Below are 14,380 nucleotides of genomic sequence, written 5' to 3' on the forward strand. Positions count from 1 at the left end.
GCTGGCCCCGGCGCACCCGGGGCCAGGGACCCGGGGGCCCGGTGCGTGGATTTAACGCCCACATTCGGGGCGTTGTCCGCCCGTAAGGTGGCCTTAACGGCACGTCACGAAGGGGAGCAGCGCAGGACTGGGACCGGCGGGAGAGAGACCCGCCGGTGGAGGTGCGAGGGGCTTATTCGTCGCCGCCGGGGCGGAGACCCTGGTAGATCTCCTTGCAGGCCGGGCACACGGGCGACCCGGGCTTGGGCGACTTCGTCACCGGGAAGACCTCGCCGCACAGCGCCACCACGTGCGTGCCCATGACCGCGCTCTCGGCGATCTTGTTCTTGCGCACGTAGTGGAACATCTTCGGGGCGTCGTCGTCCGTCGAATCGGTGCCCTCGGGCCGGGTATCCGGCTTCGTCAACGTCTCAGTGCTCACCCCTGCAGGATACTTGCCCCCGGCCCGCTGACGAGCAAGGAGAACCCGATGCGCTGGCACAGTGCCCTCACCCTGCTCGGCGGCGACGGCCGGATCGCCGCCGAAGCCTGGACCGAGCTGGAGCGCCACTACGGCCAGCCGCACCGGCGCTATCACGACCTCCGTCACGCGGAGTCTGTCGCCCGTTACGCGGCGGAGTTCACCGCCGACCCTCGCGTCACGCTGGCGGCTTGGGCACACGACGTCGTCTACGACGCCACTCCCGGCGACGACGAGCGCGCCAGCGCGGCGTGGGCCCGCCGCTGGCTCACCCGCGCCGGACTCGCCGAGGAGGACATCGCCCGCGTCGAGGAGCTGATCCTGACAACCATCAGCCACGACGCGCCCGCCGACGACCTCCTCGCCACGGCCCTGCTCGACGCCGACCTCGCGATCCTCGGCGCCGCACCGGAGGCGTACGCCGCGTACGCGCGCAACGTCCGGGAGGAATACGCGAAGTACCCCGACGAGGTCTGGACGCCGGGGCGCATCGTGGTTCTGGAGCGGATGCTCGCGAAACCCCGGCTGTATCGCGGCGAATCCGCGCGGGAACGCTGGGAGGCGGCAGCGCGCCGGAACATCGCGGCGGAGCTGAGCCACTGGCGCTCCCCCGGCCTTGATCGCCAGAATGTCGAGCCGTGACACCCACTCTCTTCCCCCGCGACGAGGTCGCCACCGCGCTGCGCGAAGGCCGTCCTGTCGTGGCGCTGGAAAGCACGCTGCTGTCCCACGGCCTTCCGCCGGGCCGCAACCTCGACGTCGCGAGGCGGCTCGAACAGACCGTTCGCGACGGCGGCGCCGTCCCGGCCACGATCGCGGTGCTCGACGGGCGGCCGGTGATCGGGCTGTCGGGCGCCGAGCTGGAGCGGGTGTGCGCCGCGAACGCCGGGCTGGACAAGCTTTCGCTGCGCGACCTCGGACCGGCCGCCGGGCTCGGCCGGTCCGGCGCGACGACGGTCGCGAGCACCTCGGCGCTGGCCGCGGCGGCGGGCATCGGCGTGTTCGCCACCGGCGGCCTCGGCGGCGTCCACCTCGGCGCTTCGACCAGCTGGGACGTCTCGGCCGACCTCGGCGTGCTGGCGCGGATCCGGACCGTCGTGGTGTGCTCCGGCGTCAAGTCCGTGCTCGACATCGCCGCGACGCTGGAGGTGCTGGAGACGAACTCGGTGCCCGTGCTCGGCTACCGGACCGGCGACTTCCCCGCGTTCTACCTGCGTTCCTCCGGCCATCCCGTCGCCCACCGCGTCGACGACGCGAAGCAGGCCGCCGCGGTCATCGCCGCGCATCGCATGTACGCGGATTCCGGGATCCTGCTAACGAATCCGATCCCCGAAGCGTCCGAAATGGACAAGGAGCTGCACGACCGGCTGCTCGCCGAGGGCCTGGAACTGTTGCGCGACAACGACATCCACGGCGCGGATGTCACCCCGGCGCTACTGGAGCACTTCCACAGCGCGAGCGGCGGGGTGAGCCTCGACGCGAACGAGGCCCTGGTCCTGTCGAACGCGAAGCTGGCTACCGAGGTCGCGGTCGCACTCAGCTGACGGGGTGCCGGACGTCGTCGGCGACCTGGGTGATCGCGGCGGACAGCGCCTGCTGGAACACGGCGATCTGACGGTTCTCCAGGGAGAAATATTCGCCGTGGGGGCCGCTGATGCCGAGCGTCCCGTTGTTCGCCTCGACCGTGCAGACGGCCGTACTCCGCTCACCGTCCTGGCACCGGACCAGCCACTCACGCTGCGGTCCGGTGGCGGTGAACTCGGAAACCTGGGTACTCATCGGAACTCCTGACGTGTGATGTGGGACACTGACGAGGCAGAAAGCTACCACTTGAAATGCAAGTGCGGACTGCGTCGGACCGAGTTTGCACCCGTACGGGCGAATATCCGCCACAATCGCCCAGGACGGGGGCAGACTGCCCGCCATGACCCACTCCGATCCCGATCCCGGCCCCGTCGTGCAGCGGATCCTGCTCGGCGCCGACCTGCGCGACGCCCGCGAGGCAGCCGGACTCTCCAACGCCGAGGCCAGCAAGGCACTCGGCTGGTACACCGGCAAGCTCTCCAAGGTCGAGCAGGGGGACATGAAGGTCAGCGACAAGGATCTGGACAAGGCCGCCCGCATCTACGGAATCCCCAAGAGCCGCACGGCAAAGCTCCGGAATCTGGCGACCGACTCCCGTCGCAAACTCCCACCCGCCCGCGTTCCCGAGCATTCGGTCAAATACGTCAACCTGGAACGCGCCGCCACGGAACTGAAGATCTTCAACGGTAGTTGCTTCCCTGGTATCGTCCAGACCGCTGACTACGCCCGCGCCATGTTGGAACGATCGGTGACCACCTCGCCCGCGGACGTCGATCGCATGGCCGAGGACCGCGTCCACCGCATGGAGCGCATGAAGACACCCGGCGCGCCCCGATTGTGGCTGATTGTCGGTGAGGAGGCGTTGTACCGCGAGATTGGCGGACGAGCCGTCCTACGTGCCCAGCTTGAGCAGATCAGGGAGCTGGCCAAGTTGCCGCATGTGTGCGTGCAGATAATCCCGTTCGATGGCGGAGCACATGCCTCGCACGGAGTCGTGTTTTCGATCATCACTCTAATCGAAGGCCGACCCGGCGTCGTGTACGTCGAAGGGCTCACCGCGTCCGACTACCTGGGCAGGGAACACACGCGCGTCTACAACCTAGCCTTTGAAAATCTTCGTGGCAGCACCTTGAGCCAGCAGCGGACAACCGAGAGGATTAGCCGACGTATCAAGGAGTTGACGTAGGAGGCCACATGAATGCCCCGGATCTCACCGGCGCGCACTGGCGCAAATCGACACGTAGTGGTGGAGCACAGAACTGCGTGGAGGTAGCGCAATCCGCCACCTGGGCGGCGGTTCGGGATACCAAGAACCGGGACGCGGGCGCGCTGACCTTCAGCGCCGAGGCCTTCACCGCCTTCCTTGCCGCCGCCAAGAACTCGTAACGGCGTCGTCGTAGTCGGCGACGCCGCGCTCGACGTCACGGCCCGCCACCACGGTCCCCTCATACCCGGCGGCGACACCCGTGCGCGAGTGCGGTTCACCGGCGGCGGCGCGGGCGCGAACACCGCGCTGTGGCTGCGTTCGCTGGGCACCGAAACCACGCTGGTCACCCGCGTCGGAGATGACGCGGGTGGCAGGCTGGTCCACTCCGAGCTGACCAAAGCCGGGGTCCGCTGCGTGTTCACGATCGACCAGGACGCGCCGACCTGCTGTGTCGTCGTCCTGGTCGACGACGACGGCCAGCGCAGCATGCTCGCCGATCGCGGCGCGAACGCGCGCCTGCGTCCCGAAGACGTCCGGATTCCCGAAGGCGCCGCGCATCTGCACCTGTCCGGGTACGTGCTGCTCGAAGAGTCCTCACGCCCGGCGGGGCTCGCCGCGCTGGCCCACGCGAAAGAGTCCGGGCTCACGACGTCGGTCGATCCGCAGGCGGCGGCGCACCTCACCGAAGCCTTCCTCGAAGACATCAGCGGCGTGGATCTGTTGCTGCCCAACACCGACGAACTCGTCGCGCTCACCGGTTCACCCGAGCCCGCGAGCGCGAAAACACTCCTGGGCGCGGTGGGTGCCGTCGCGGTCACCGCCGGTCCCGACGGCGCGAGCTGGATCGACGCGGACGGCGTCACGAGCATCCCCGCCGAGCGCGCGGACTGTGTGAACTCCACCGGCGCCGGGGACGCGTTCGACGCGGGAGTGCTGCACGCGTGGCTGGCCGGTGCGTCCACAGTGGACGTTCTGCGCGGCGGGGTACTGCTGGGAGCCCGCGCGGTCACCCGCACCGGCGCCCAGCCGTGAAAGCGGCTCAGCCGTCGATGACCCGGTGGTCCTTGCTCTCGATCGCCGTGGCCTCCCGCTGGTAGCGGTTGACCTTTTCGGACTTGCGGGGCGGGCGGTCGTTGGCGATGAGCACCGCGACCCACGGCAGCGGTACCGAGATGACCAGGAAGATCAGCGCCAGCCACCAGGTGTGGTAGGTGAGCCCGGCCAGAATGAGGCACGGGATGCGGCAGCCCATCATGATGACGTACTTCCGCTTGCGTGCCGCCAGCTGGTCGTCGTACGACGGAGCCGCCGCGGTGATGAGCACCGGGTCGGGACCGTGGGCGGGCGCGTTCACAGCACCACCTCCGTGTCCCATCGTCTCACTCGTCAGTGCTACCCGACAGAGGGGTGGGACAAACGGTGCAGAGCCGCGACCACGAGCGTCTCGACGCCGGTCCGCAGCGTCGGGTGCAGCACGGGCGCGAACTTCGGCGAGTGGTTGGACGGGATGTCCCGTTCGAACCGGCCCTCGGTCATCGCGCCGATGACGGTCTGCGCGTCCATGCCGCCGACCAGCCAGAACACCGAGGGCGCGCCGATCGCGGTGCCGAAGTGGCCGAAGTCCTCGCTGCCGGTGACCAGCGGCGCCTCCATCGCGCGCTCGGCGCCGAAGTGCTCGCGGAACACCCCGGCCAGGTCGTCCGCGGCGGTCTCGTCGTTGCGGGTCACCGGGAAGCTCGCGATCGTCTCGATCTCGGGCGGTTTCGGCGCGCCCGCGGTCTCGGCCTCCCCTCGCACGATGCGGTGCACCGCGGCGACCACGCGGTCTCGGACGTCGGAGTCGAACGAGCGGATGTTGACCTCCAGCACGGCGTCGTCTGCGATGACGTTCGACGCGGTGCCCGCGTGCAGGGAGCCGACGGTGACCACCGCCGAGTCGGTGGCGGCGATCTCGCGGGACACGATCGTCTGGAGTTTCAGCACGACCGACGCCGCCAGCACCACCGGGTCCACGGTCGTCTCCGGGCGTGAACCGTGCCCGCCCCGGCCGTGCAGCGTGATGCGCAGCGAGTCGGTGGCGGCCATGATCACGCCCGGCCGGGTGAGCACCCAGCCCGCGGGCCCCGGCGTGACGTGCTGGCCGAACACGAAGTCCGGCTTCGGGGCGCGGTCGAACAGGCCGTCGTCGACCATCCGCGCCGCGCCGCTGCCCTGCTCCTCCCCCGGCTGGAAGACGGCGAGCACCGTGCCCGACCAGGTGTCGCGGGACGCGGCGAGCAGCGCGGCGGCCCCGGAGAGCCAGGTCGCGTGCATGTCGTGGCCGCAGGCGTGCATCACCGGGACGTCCGTGCCCTGCGCGTCGGTGCCGCGGGCGGTACTCGCGTAGGACAGGCCGGTCTTCTCCTCGACCGGCAGCGCGTCGATGTCGGCGCGCAGCATGACCGTCGGGCCCTCGCCGTTGCGCAGGATGCCGAGCACCCCGGTCCCGCCGATGCCCGTGTGCACTTCGTAACCGTCGCGTTCGAGCCGCGCGGCGAGGATCCCGGCGGTGCGGGTTTCGGCGAAGGACAGCTCGGGGTGCTGGTGGAGGTCGACGTACAGCGCTTCGAGATCCGGCAGGGCCGCCTCGAGCGGGGCCAGGACACGTTCAATGCTCACCGGGCCATCGTGGCAGGCTTACCGACCGTGAGCACCTTTACCGTCCCCGATCTGTCCGACGACGTCTGCGCGCGGCTGCGTGAGGCGTTCCTGCGCACCGGCTACGACGCGGACGGTGTCGTGGCCGTCCTCGGCGGCGCCGCGCACGCCGCGCTCGGGCGGGGCGAGCCGGAACTGGCGTACCGCGCGAGCCTCGACGGCGGTGAGCTCGGCACGCTGATCCGGTTGTTCCTGCTGGCCGGCACCGAGCCGGAGAACGCGGTCAAGGCGGCCTTCGCGCCGCTGCCCGTCGAGGACGCGGTCGCCGCCGGTGTCCTGCGCGGCGCGGGTGACGGATTCCGCGCGGCGCTCGACATCCGGCCGCACGGCGACGACGACGGCTCGTGGTGGGTGGTGTCGGACCTCGACTCCGACGCGCTCGGCCACGCCGTGCCCGAAGACCACGTGCTAGGCGTAGGGCACGCGTCGCTGAGCCTGATCCGGGCGACGAGCCGCCGTCCGGTGGGCAGTCTGCTCGACCTCGGCACCGGCAACGGCGTCCAGGCACTGCACGCGACCCGGCACGCACAGCGGGTCACCGCGACGGACGTCTCGGCGCGGGCGCTCGCGCTCGCCGGCGCGACGTTCCGGCTCAACGAGCTCGACGTCGAGCTGGCCAGGGGCGAGTGGTTCGCGCCGGTCGCGCGGCGGCGGTTCGACCAGGTCGTGTGCAATCCGCCGTTCGTGGTCGGGCCCGCCCGCGTCGACTACACCTACCGCGACTCCGGGCTCGCCGGGGACGACGCGAGCGCGCTCGTGGTGCGTCAGCTGCCCGCGTTCCTGAACGAGGGCGGCGTCGGCCAGTTGCTCGCGTCGTGGCTGCACGTGGGCGGCGAGGACTGGGGCGACCGGGTCGCGCGGTGGCTGCCCGCGGAGACCGACGCGTGGTTCGTCCAGCGGGACGTCGCCGATCCGGGTCTCTACGTCGGCACGTGGCTGCGCGACGCCGGGATCGACCCGCGCTCGCCCGAGGGCCGGGCGAAATCCGCGGCGTGGCTGGACTGGTTCGCCGCGAACGACGTCCGGGGCATCGGGTTCGGTTTTGTCACACTGCGACGCGCGAGCGGTGTCACACCGACCGTGGTGTGCGAGGACCTGCGACAGGCCTACGACGATCCGCTCGGCGAAGAGGCCGGGCGCTGGCTCGACCGCGTGGAGTGGTTGCGCCACAACGGCGATTCGCTGCTGCATGTCCGATTCCGGGTGCCGTCGACGGTGTTGCTGGAGTCGGTCGGCGAGCCCGGCGAGGAGGGCTGGGAGACGACGATCCGGCGTCTCCATCGGACGGACGGACCCGGCTGGCAGCACGAGGTCGACGAACTCGCCACGCGGCTCCTCGCGGGGTGTCGGGGCGCGTTGCCGCTGGAGGACCTGATCGAGCTTCTCGCGGCCGCGCAAGGCCTCGAATCGGACGAACTGGCCGCGGCGGCGCTGCCCGTCGTCCGGGAACTCGTCCGGCACGGAATGCTCGTCCCGGCGGACTCGTGAGGGCCGTCGCGGCCCGCGTGAGCCGGGCGAGCGTGACCGTCGACGGCACCGTGACGGGCGCCATCGACGAGCCGGGTTTGCTGGTATTGCTGGGAATTCACGTCGACGACGACGTCGCGAAGGCGGCGGTGATGGCGCGGAAACTGCACGAGCTGCGCATCCTGCGGGACGAACAGTCCTGTGCCACCGCGGGCGCTCCCCTGCTCGTGGTGAGTCAGTTCACGCTCTACGGGGACACGAAGAAAGGGCGCCGGCCGTCCTGGACGAAGGCGGCCCGCCCGGAGGTCGCGGAGCCGCTCGTGGACGCCGTCGTCGCCGAGTTGCGCGGGCGCGGCGCGACGGTGGCGACCGGGGTTTTCGGCGCGATGATGGCCGTGGAGAGCGTCAATGACGGTCCGTTCACGGTTCTGGTTGAGGTTTAGACCACACCGGTTCCTCCCTTGTCCGTTTTCGTGACGAGACCCCGGTCACCCTGCGCCGGACGTCCGATCGAGGACACATCGTTCCCGGCGCATCGTTCGGACAGGGACGAAACGCCACGGAACCGGGTCCGATCGGGCACGCGGGGAATGGGCTGAAGGTGCCCTTCAGCGCGTCCAGCGCAACGAAAGCGCCCTTCAGCGCGTCCCGCGCACTGAAAGTCCCCTTCAGCCCACGTACGGGAGCGGGCACGGAACGGTTCATTTTTCTCAGGATTCTCAGCTTTCCCCAGGTTTCCCCTTGGTTTCCCCTTCTCAGGAAAAGCTCAGCTTTGGTGGAGCAACCGGCGGCCCAGTACGGCCGTCCCCTTTTCAGCGAGCCGGGAACGTTTTGGAAACCCGGAGCGTTGACCCAAGTGTCCAGCCCAAGCCGGCTGGGCCCGCGGATCGGGTTTCCACAGGGCTCGATGCGCAGGGTGCAGACCGGCGTGACACACCGCAGCACGTTCAGCCCGTGACCGGGGAGGCAGAATGTCAGTCCAGACTCTCGAACGCGAAGCGCGCGGGATTCGCGAGCGCGGGATTCCCACCCAGCAGATCGACGAGCCGGCGAGCGTGGGGGCGCTCACCGACGCCGATCTCGACGCGCAGAGTCCCGCCGCCGACCTCGTCCGCGTGTACCTCAACGGCATCGGCAAGACCGCCCTGCTGTCCGCGGCCGACGAGGTCGAGCTCGCGAAGCGCATCGAAGCCGGTGTGTTCGCCCAGCACATGCTGGAAACCGGTGAAGACCTGTCCGCCAAGCGGCGCAAGGAGCTGTCCGCGCTGGTGCGGGACGGCCACCGGGCCAAGAACCACCTGCTGGAGGCCAACCTCCGCCTGGTGGTCTCGCTCGCCAAGCGCTACACCGGCCGGGGGATGCCGCTGCTCGACCTGATCCAGGAGGGGAACCTGGGTCTGATCCGCGCGGTGGAGAAGTTCGACTACTCCAAGGGGTTCAAGTTCTCGACCTACGCCACGTGGTGGATCCGCCAGGCCATCACCCGCGGCATGGCCGACCAGGGGCGCACCATCCGGCTGCCCGTCCACCTGGTGGAACAGGTGAACAAGCTGGCCCGCATCAAGCGCGACCTGCACCAGCAGCTCGGCCGGGACGCCACGCACGAGGAGCTGGCCGCCGAGTCCGGCATCCCCGCGCACAAGATTTCCGACCTGCTCGACCACTCGCGTGACCCGGTGAGCCTGGACATGCCGGTCGGCACCGAGGAGGACGCGCCGCTCGGGGACTTCATCGAGGACTCCGAGGCCACCGACGCCGAGAGCGCGGTCATCTCCGGGCTCCTGCAGGACGACCTGCGCCGGGTCCTGGCCACGCTGGACGACCGCGAACAACACGTCATCCGCCTGCGCTACGGCCTCGACGACGGCCAGCCCCGCACCCTCGACCAGATCGGCAAGCACTTCGGGCTCTCCCGCGAGCGCGTCCGCCAGATCGAGCGCGAGGTCATGTCCAAGCTGCGCCAGGGCGAGCGGGCCGACCGGCTGCGCGCATACGCCAGCTGAGGCGGTTGTCGGGGCGAGCTGTGCTCGCGGAACGCGCTCGCCCCATGCCTCAGCTGGGTGTCTTTTGGGGGTCGAACCCCCAAACCCCCGCCAGGGGGCAAGCCCCCTGGACCCCCGCCGTGGTCGCGTTCGGCCTTCGAGGAGACATGTTCGTAGGCAGTTTGGAGCTCGACATCCTGCTCGGCGACGTCCATTCGCTGAAGCAGAAGCGATCCGTGGTCCGTCCGGTGCTCGCCGAGGTGCGCAAGCGGTTCTCGGTTTCGGTGGCCGAGGCCGGTCATCTCGACCTGCACCGCAGGACCCTGATCGGAGTGGCCGTGGTCGCCGCGGAGGGCACGCACGTGCGTGACGTGCTCGACTCGTGCGAGCGTTACGTCGCGGGCAGGCCGGAGTTCGAACTGCTCTCCGCGCACCGCAGGCTGCTCGGACCGGACGATTAGCACAGAAGTTTCCTGCAAGGAGAAAGACATGGCCGATCCGGCTCGGGCGCGCAAGCTCGCCAAGCGGATCTCGCAGATCGTGGCGTCCGCGATCGAACACGACGTCAAGGACCCGCGGCTGAACTCGGTGACCATCACCGACACGAAGATCACCGCCGATTTGCACGACGCCACGGTGTACTACACGGTGCTGGGCGAAACCATCGACGCGAAGCCGGACCTCGCCGGCGCCGCGGCGGCACTGGAGTCCGCCCGCGGGGTGCTGCGGTCGAAGGTGGGGCAGGGCACCGGTGTCCGGTATACGCCCACGCTGACCTTCGTGGCCGATAGCATTCCCGAGGACGCGAAGCGCATCGAGGACCTCTTGGAGAAGGCTCGCGAGGCGGACGCGGAGGTGGCTCGGCGGGCGACGGGGGCGCGGCACGCCGGGGACGTCGACCCGTACAAGGCGCCTCGGGAAGAGGTCGACGATGACGAGTTCGCCGAAGGAGAGCACCGAGCCTGACCGGGTTTCCGGGCTCTCCCGCCGCGGCCTGCTGTTCGGCGGTGCCGCGGCACTGCTCGCCTCGGGCTGTTCGCCGGACACCACGCCGGTGGTGGGCCCGCCCGCGTCGTCGGCGCCGGTGGGCCCGACGCCGCTGAGCAGCCCGGTGACGGTGGAGCGCGTGCGGTCCAAAGCCCGCGGCAGAGACGTCGACCTCGTGCTCATCGCCCCGGAAGGCACGCCGACGACCGGGCTGCCGGTGTGCCTCGCGCTGCACGGCCGGGGCGCGAGCGCGCGTACGTTCCTCGAGCTGGGACTGCCCGAGGCGTTGAAGCAGATCGTCCACAGTGGAACGAAGCCGTTCGCGATCGCCGCGGTGGACGGGGACAACTACTGGGTGGACCTCGGTTCCGGCGACGATCCGCAGCGGATGCTGACCGAGGAGATGCCGGGCTGGATCGCCCAGCGCGGGTTGCGCCCGATCGCCGGGGCGCTGGGGATTTCGATGGGCGGCTTCGGCGCGTTGCGTTACGCCCGTGACCATCGCGAACTGAGCGCGGTCGCCGTGTGCAGCGCCGCGTTGTTCCTCAGCTGGCCCGATGCCCGCTCGCGCAAGGTGTTCGCCGACCAGCGGCAGTGGGAGGACAACGAGCCGCTGCTGCACACCGAGGGCCTGGTCGGCTCCCGCACCGGGGTGTGGTGCGGAACCGGGGATCCGTTCGTGACCGCGGACCGCAAGCTCATCAAGGCCGTTCAGCCGGCGGGCGGGAAGATCTCGGCCGGCGCGCACACCGACGACTACTGGCGCGAGGTCCTGCCCGACGCGCTGCGCTTCGTCGGAGAGCGCCTGTCCTGAGCCGGCGAAAATTTCCATCGCCGAAGGAAAAATCTTCGCACAAGCCCTGCAGGTAGCGGGGTTCTCGCGTTTCGTCGCGGAAACTCATGTCTCGCATTGCTGTCCTTTATGGACTCTGGTGCTGCCCAAGGGATTCTTCAGTGTGTTGAGTGCTATGAAGGACTCTCACGGCTTTCGGTGTTCCTGGCAGTGCGCGGCCAGAACGCGGGCATGTCGCGAACGCGTCGTTGGGGACGATCAGCGTCCCCTGCGCGTCGTTCAGGACACCCGCGCAGCGCCCAACGAAGCATCAGTCCTCGGGGAGCGGATGGGCCGCCTCGGCGCGGAACCCGTCGAGCAGCAGGCCGAGGCTACGCCGCCACCGCGGTGACCCGGTCGTCGCCGCGAACACCGTGCCGAGGTCTTCGAGCCGGAAATCGGCGCGCAGGGCGCCGGATTCCTGGGCGCGGGCGATGATCCGGCCCATCCGTTCCCCGATCGCGAGCTTGGTCGCGCCGAGTTCGGACTCGGTCCCGAAGGTGCGGACGCACACCTCGGTGAAACCCCGGTCGGCGACCTGCATCGCGACGGAACGTTCCAGGAAGAGCACGAAACCGTTCCAGGGATCGTCGGCGGCCAGTGCCTCCTCGGTGTGCGTGAGGGACGTCCGCAGCGCGGGCAGGAAGGCGGCCTCGACGAGGTCGTCACGGGTGGGAAAGCGGTTGTACAGCGTGCCGATCGCCACGCCGGCGCGGCGGGCGATCTCTTCCAGTGGAGCGTCGAGCCCCTTGGTGCCAAAGGTTTCGCGGGCGGCGGTGACCAGCGCTTCCCGGTTGCGCCGGGCGTCCCGGCGCAACGGGCGCTGATCAGTGCTCACAGGGTCGAGTATAGCTAAGTTGAAAGCAGCCTCAACTTTGGCTACAGTGAGAACTTGAGGGGATCCTCAAGTTCTGTGGCCGGGAGGCATCGTGAAGACAGTGGCGATTTTCGGGGCGGGGCCGGGTGCGGGGTTCGCGACGGCACGCCGGTTCGGTCGTGAAGGGTTCCGTGTCGCGCTGGTCGCGCGCAGCGGCGAGCGGGTGGCGGCGTTCGCGAAGGAACTGGCGGGGGAGGGGATCGAGGCCGAGGCCTTCACCGCCGACCTCGGCGATCTGGACACGCATACCCGGGTCGTGGACGCCGTCACCGAGCGGTTCGGGGGCATCGACGTCGCGGTGATCAACGGTTTTCTGCCCTACGAAGCCATTCGGCCGATCCTCGACCTGGACGTCGAGGCGATGCGGGACGTGCTGCGTGGCACGGTGCTCGCGCCGATGTCGCTGACCCGGCTGATCTTGCCGGGCCTGCGGGAAAAGGGTGACGGCGCGCTGCTCTACGGCCTCGGACTGTCCGCGAAGACGCCCGCACCGCCCCTCGCCGCTCCGGGCTCGGGGCAGGCGGGCCTGCGCAACTACATTCACAACCTGCACACCGTGCTCGCTCCCGAAGGCGTCTACGCCGGTGCGCTGACCATCGGCAAACTCGTCCAGGGCAGTGACGCGCAGGTGTTGTTCGACCGCAGCGTGGAGGCACGCCACGGTTTCGACCCGGAACGCGTGGAGCCGGAGGAACTGGCCGAACGGTACTGGGAGCTGTACACCCGGCGCGAGCGTGCCGAGATCACTGTCGGGGAGCTGGTTGCGTGACGCGGATCAGCCGAACTGGCCGGGCTGGTAGTTGCCCGCGGGCTGCTGCGTGATGACGTTCACGCGGTTGAACGCGTTGATGAGGGAGATGGTCGCCACCAGTGCGGCCAGCTGATCCTCGTCGTAGTGCTTGGCGGCGTGCGCCCACGCGTCGCCGGTGACTCCGCCTGCCGCGTCGGCGATGCGGGTGCCCTGCTCCGCCAGCTCCAGGGCGGCGCGTTCGGCCTCGGTGAACACCGTGGCCTCCCGCCAGGTCGCGACCAGGTTCAGGCGTGTCGGGGTCTCCCCGGCGCGCGTCGCCTCCTTGGTGTGTATGTCGACGCAGACCGCGCAGCCGTTGATCTGGCTCGCGCGCAGCGCCACCAGTTCCTCCGTCGCGCGGGGCAGTGCCGAGTCCGCTAGTGCCCTGCTCGCCGAGACGACGTGCTTGAGGAACTTGGCCGCGACCGGATTACCGTGGAAGTCGAGTCGGGCGTCCATGGTGTTCTTCCTTTCGTGTTCCGCCGTTACGTCCCACCGACGAGACAGCCCGCCAGGATGTGAGGGTCACATTCCGGCGGGCTGTCTCGTCGTACTGGTGACGGCAGCACGCGGCCAAGGAGCGGACTCATGAAGACACCAGGTGACCCCCGGCTCGATCCGAGCCTGAGCGCGATCATGAGCGAGCGGCGGCAGCTGATCAATCTCGCGTACCGGCTCCTCGGCTCGCTGGCCGACGCCGAGGACGTCGTGCAGGAGGCCTACACCCGCTGGTATGCCCTGTCCCGGCAGCAGCAGGAGGCCATCGCCTCGCCCGGTGCCTGGCTGATGAAGGTCGCCGGGCGCATCTGTCTGGACGTGCTCGGCTCGGCACGCGCGCGGCGCGAAAGCTATGTGGGCGAGTGGATCCCGGAGCCGCTGCCCGATCATCGGGAGTGGAGCGAGGGGCGCGCCGACCCGGCCGACCGGGTCACCCTCGACGAGTCGGTCACCATGGCGTTCCTGGTCGTGCTCGAATCGATGACCCCGGCCGAGCGCGTGGCGTTCGTCCTGCACGACGTCTTCCGGTACCCGTTCGCCGAAGTGGCCGAGATCGTCGGCCGGTCTCCGGCGGCGTGCCGTCAGCTGGCCTCCTCGGCCCGTCGCCGCATCAGTGCGTCCCAGGCTCCCGCTGCATCGGTGGCTTCGCGCGCCGACATCGTCAGGGAGTTCAAGAAGGCATGGGAGGCCAAGGACATCCCGGCGCTCATCGGTCTGCTCGACCCCGACGCCACCGGTATCGCCGACGGCGGCGGCCTGGTCAACGCCGCGCCTCACCCGATCGTGGGCGCCGAGCAGCTCGCGCGTTATCTGGTCACGATCAGCGGCGTGTTCCCCGGGCGGACGATCCTGGAACGCACGGTCAACGGCCAGCCCGGCCTGGTGATCCAGCAGGACGGCGTCACCTCGGCGGTGATCGCGCTCGGCATCGCGGACGGCCGGATCACGCATTTCTGGGCGGTCCGGAACCCGGAGAAGCTCCGGCCGTGGTGAGTCCTT

At 69.7% G+C, this 14,380-nt stretch carries 19 protein-coding genes; 13 read left to right on the forward strand and 6 right to left on the reverse strand.

Annotated features, from left to right (window positions below; all coding sequences use genetic code 11):
• Positions 1 to 172: 172 nt before the first annotated feature.
• A complete protein-coding gene (locus ACFWY9_RS38590; protein ID WP_378331301.1) occupies positions 173 to 421 on the reverse strand; it encodes a DUF3039 domain-containing protein in 249 nt (82 codons plus the stop codon).
• Positions 422 to 469: 48 nt separating this feature from the next.
• On the opposite strand from ACFWY9_RS38590, the gene ACFWY9_RS38595 reads away from it, so the two are divergent.
• Together ACFWY9_RS38595 and ACFWY9_RS38600 are read left to right on the forward strand one after the other, a co-directional pair.
• Complete coding sequence (locus ACFWY9_RS38595; protein WP_378341217.1) at positions 470 to 1,102, forward strand: hypothetical protein; 633 nt, start codon at positions 470 to 472, stop codon at positions 1,100 to 1,102.
• A complete protein-coding gene (locus ACFWY9_RS38600; RefSeq protein ID WP_378341218.1) occupies positions 1,099 to 2,004 on the forward strand; it encodes a pseudouridine-5'-phosphate glycosidase in 906 nt (301 codons plus the stop codon). Before ACFWY9_RS38595 ends, ACFWY9_RS38600 begins: the two co-directional genes overlap by 4 nt.
• Here ACFWY9_RS38600 and ACFWY9_RS38605 read toward each other — a convergent pair.
• Positions 1,997 to 2,239 (reverse strand): hypothetical protein, encoded by a 243-nt coding sequence (locus tag ACFWY9_RS38605; RefSeq protein WP_378331298.1) that lies wholly within the window; start codon positions 2,237 to 2,239, stop codon positions 1,997 to 1,999. The two genes, ACFWY9_RS38600 and ACFWY9_RS38605, sit on opposite strands and share 8 nt — an antisense overlap.
• Positions 2,240 to 2,384: 145 nt before the next feature.
• Here ACFWY9_RS38605 and ACFWY9_RS38610 point away from each other — a divergent pair, with 145 nt between their 5' ends.
• The 3 genes from ACFWY9_RS38610 to ACFWY9_RS38620 are packed head-to-tail and all read left to right on the forward strand — an operon-like array spanning position 2,385 to position 4,283.
• Entirely contained in the window at positions 2,385 to 3,230 is an 846-nt protein-coding gene (locus ACFWY9_RS38610; protein WP_378341219.1) for a Scr1 family TA system antitoxin-like transcriptional regulator, read from the forward strand.
• 8 nt (positions 3,231 to 3,238) lie between these two features.
• Positions 3,239 to 3,430: a DUF397 domain-containing protein gene (locus ACFWY9_RS38615; protein WP_378331296.1), complete on the forward strand. Its 192-nt coding sequence runs from the start codon at positions 3,239 to 3,241 to the stop codon at positions 3,428 to 3,430.
• Positions 3,408 to 4,283, forward strand: a complete 876-nt coding sequence (locus ACFWY9_RS38620; protein ID WP_378341220.1) for a carbohydrate kinase family protein — start codon at positions 3,408 to 3,410, stop codon at positions 4,281 to 4,283. The genes ACFWY9_RS38615 and ACFWY9_RS38620 overlap by 23 nt, the downstream gene beginning before the upstream one ends.
• A gap of 7 nt (positions 4,284 to 4,290) precedes the next feature.
• Here ACFWY9_RS38620 and ACFWY9_RS38625 read toward each other — a convergent pair whose 3' ends face one another.
• The gene (locus ACFWY9_RS38625; RefSeq protein WP_378331294.1) at positions 4,291 to 4,626 is read right to left on the reverse strand and encodes a DUF3099 domain-containing protein; all 336 of its coding nucleotides are present in this window, start codon (positions 4,624 to 4,626) and stop codon (positions 4,291 to 4,293) included.
• A 17-nt stretch (positions 4,627 to 4,643) separates the two neighbouring features.
• Complete coding sequence (locus ACFWY9_RS38630) at positions 4,644 to 5,909, reverse strand: amidohydrolase (protein ID WP_378331293.1); 1,266 nt, start codon at positions 5,907 to 5,909, stop codon at positions 4,644 to 4,646.
• Positions 5,910 to 5,936: 27 nt separating this feature from the next.
• Between ACFWY9_RS38630 and ACFWY9_RS38635 the strand changes: the two genes are divergently transcribed.
• The 6 genes from ACFWY9_RS38635 (at position 5,937) to ACFWY9_RS38660 (ending at position 11,198) form a co-directional block, all read left to right on the forward strand.
• Positions 5,937 to 7,436, forward strand: coding sequence for a methyltransferase (locus ACFWY9_RS38635; protein ID WP_378341221.1), 1,500 nt, complete (start codon positions 5,937 to 5,939; stop codon positions 7,434 to 7,436).
• Positions 7,433 to 7,858 (forward strand): D-aminoacyl-tRNA deacylase, encoded by a 426-nt coding sequence (gene dtd / locus ACFWY9_RS38640; protein ID WP_378341222.1) that lies wholly within the window; start codon positions 7,433 to 7,435, stop codon positions 7,856 to 7,858. Before ACFWY9_RS38635 ends, dtd begins: the two co-directional genes overlap by 4 nt.
• A gap of 528 nt (positions 7,859 to 8,386) precedes the next feature.
• A complete protein-coding gene (locus ACFWY9_RS38645; protein ID WP_378331290.1) occupies positions 8,387 to 9,418 on the forward strand; it encodes a sigma-70 family RNA polymerase sigma factor in 1,032 nt (343 codons plus the stop codon).
• 146 nt (positions 9,419 to 9,564) lie between these two features.
• Positions 9,565 to 9,858 carry a DUF503 domain-containing protein gene (locus ACFWY9_RS38650; RefSeq protein WP_378324181.1) on the forward strand — a complete coding sequence of 98 codons (294 nt, stop codon included), beginning with the start codon at positions 9,565 to 9,567 and terminating at the stop codon, positions 9,856 to 9,858.
• Between the two features lie 28 nt (positions 9,859 to 9,886).
• On the forward strand, positions 9,887 to 10,363 hold the full coding sequence (gene rbfA, locus ACFWY9_RS38655) for a 30S ribosome-binding factor RbfA (RefSeq protein ID WP_345408693.1): 477 nt from the start codon (positions 9,887 to 9,889) through the stop codon (positions 10,361 to 10,363).
• Entirely contained in the window at positions 10,329 to 11,198 is an 870-nt protein-coding gene (locus ACFWY9_RS38660; RefSeq protein WP_378324183.1) for an alpha/beta hydrolase, read from the forward strand. The genes rbfA and ACFWY9_RS38660 overlap by 35 nt, the downstream gene beginning before the upstream one ends.
• Positions 11,199 to 11,487: 289 nt before the next feature.
• On the opposite strand, the gene ACFWY9_RS38665 is transcribed toward ACFWY9_RS38660, so the two are convergent.
• Positions 11,488 to 12,054, reverse strand: a complete 567-nt coding sequence (locus ACFWY9_RS38665) for a TetR/AcrR family transcriptional regulator (RefSeq protein ID WP_378341223.1) — start codon at positions 12,052 to 12,054, stop codon at positions 11,488 to 11,490.
• A 91-nt stretch (positions 12,055 to 12,145) separates the two neighbouring features.
• On the opposite strand from ACFWY9_RS38665, the gene ACFWY9_RS38670 reads away from it, so the two are divergent.
• Positions 12,146 to 12,862 carry an SDR family NAD(P)-dependent oxidoreductase gene (locus ACFWY9_RS38670; RefSeq protein ID WP_378341224.1) on the forward strand — a complete coding sequence of 239 codons (717 nt, stop codon included), beginning with the start codon at positions 12,146 to 12,148 and terminating at the stop codon, positions 12,860 to 12,862.
• 6 nt (positions 12,863 to 12,868) lie between these two features.
• Here the strand turns inward: ACFWY9_RS38670 and ACFWY9_RS38675 are convergent, their stop codons facing one another.
• The gene (locus tag ACFWY9_RS38675) at positions 12,869 to 13,342 is read right to left on the reverse strand and encodes a carboxymuconolactone decarboxylase family protein (RefSeq protein ID WP_378324187.1); all 474 of its coding nucleotides are present in this window, start codon (positions 13,340 to 13,342) and stop codon (positions 12,869 to 12,871) included.
• A 129-nt stretch (positions 13,343 to 13,471) separates the two neighbouring features.
• On the opposite strand from ACFWY9_RS38675, the gene sigJ reads away from it, so the two are divergent.
• Positions 13,472 to 14,374, forward strand: a complete 903-nt coding sequence (gene sigJ, locus ACFWY9_RS38680) for an RNA polymerase sigma factor SigJ (RefSeq protein ID WP_378341225.1) — start codon at positions 13,472 to 13,474, stop codon at positions 14,372 to 14,374.
• The last annotated feature ends 6 nt before the right edge of the window (positions 14,375 to 14,380 follow it).

It is taken from the genome of Amycolatopsis sp. NPDC059027 (assembly GCF_042739735.1).
In the GTDB taxonomy this organism is placed as follows: domain Bacteria; phylum Actinomycetota; class Actinomycetes; order Mycobacteriales; family Pseudonocardiaceae; genus Amycolatopsis.

What these genes read in the sequence shown, in the direction of transcription:
- ACFWY9_RS38595 (WP_378341217.1), top strand. Translation starts at nt 470, where the DNA reads ATGCGCTGGCACAGTGCCCTCACCCTGCTCGGCGGCGACGGCCGGATC.
- ACFWY9_RS38605 (WP_378331298.1), bottom strand. Translation starts at nt 2,239, where the DNA reads ATGAGTACCCAGGTTTCCGAGTTCACCGCCACCGGACCGCAGCGTGAG.
- ACFWY9_RS38610 (WP_378341219.1), top strand. Translation starts at nt 2,385, where the DNA reads ATGACCCACTCCGATCCCGATCCCGGCCCCGTCGTGCAGCGGATCCTG.
- ACFWY9_RS38615 (WP_378331296.1), top strand. Translation starts at nt 3,239, where the DNA reads ATGAATGCCCCGGATCTCACCGGCGCGCACTGGCGCAAATCGACACGT.
- ACFWY9_RS38625 (WP_378331294.1), bottom strand. Translation starts at nt 4,626, where the DNA reads ATGGGACACGGAGGTGGTGCTGTGAACGCGCCCGCCCACGGTCCCGAC.
- ACFWY9_RS38645 (WP_378331290.1), top strand. Translation starts at nt 8,387, where the DNA reads ATGTCAGTCCAGACTCTCGAACGCGAAGCGCGCGGGATTCGCGAGCGC.
- ACFWY9_RS38650 (WP_378324181.1), top strand. Translation starts at nt 9,565, where the DNA reads ATGTTCGTAGGCAGTTTGGAGCTCGACATCCTGCTCGGCGACGTCCAT.
- rbfA (WP_345408693.1), top strand. Translation starts at nt 9,887, where the DNA reads ATGGCCGATCCGGCTCGGGCGCGCAAGCTCGCCAAGCGGATCTCGCAG.
- ACFWY9_RS38660 (WP_378324183.1), top strand. Translation starts at nt 10,329, where the DNA reads ATGACGAGTTCGCCGAAGGAGAGCACCGAGCCTGACCGGGTTTCCGGG.
- ACFWY9_RS38675 (WP_378324187.1), bottom strand. Translation starts at nt 13,342, where the DNA reads ATGGACGCCCGACTCGACTTCCACGGTAATCCGGTCGCGGCCAAGTTC.
- sigJ (WP_378341225.1), top strand. Translation starts at nt 13,472, where the DNA reads ATGAAGACACCAGGTGACCCCCGGCTCGATCCGAGCCTGAGCGCGATC.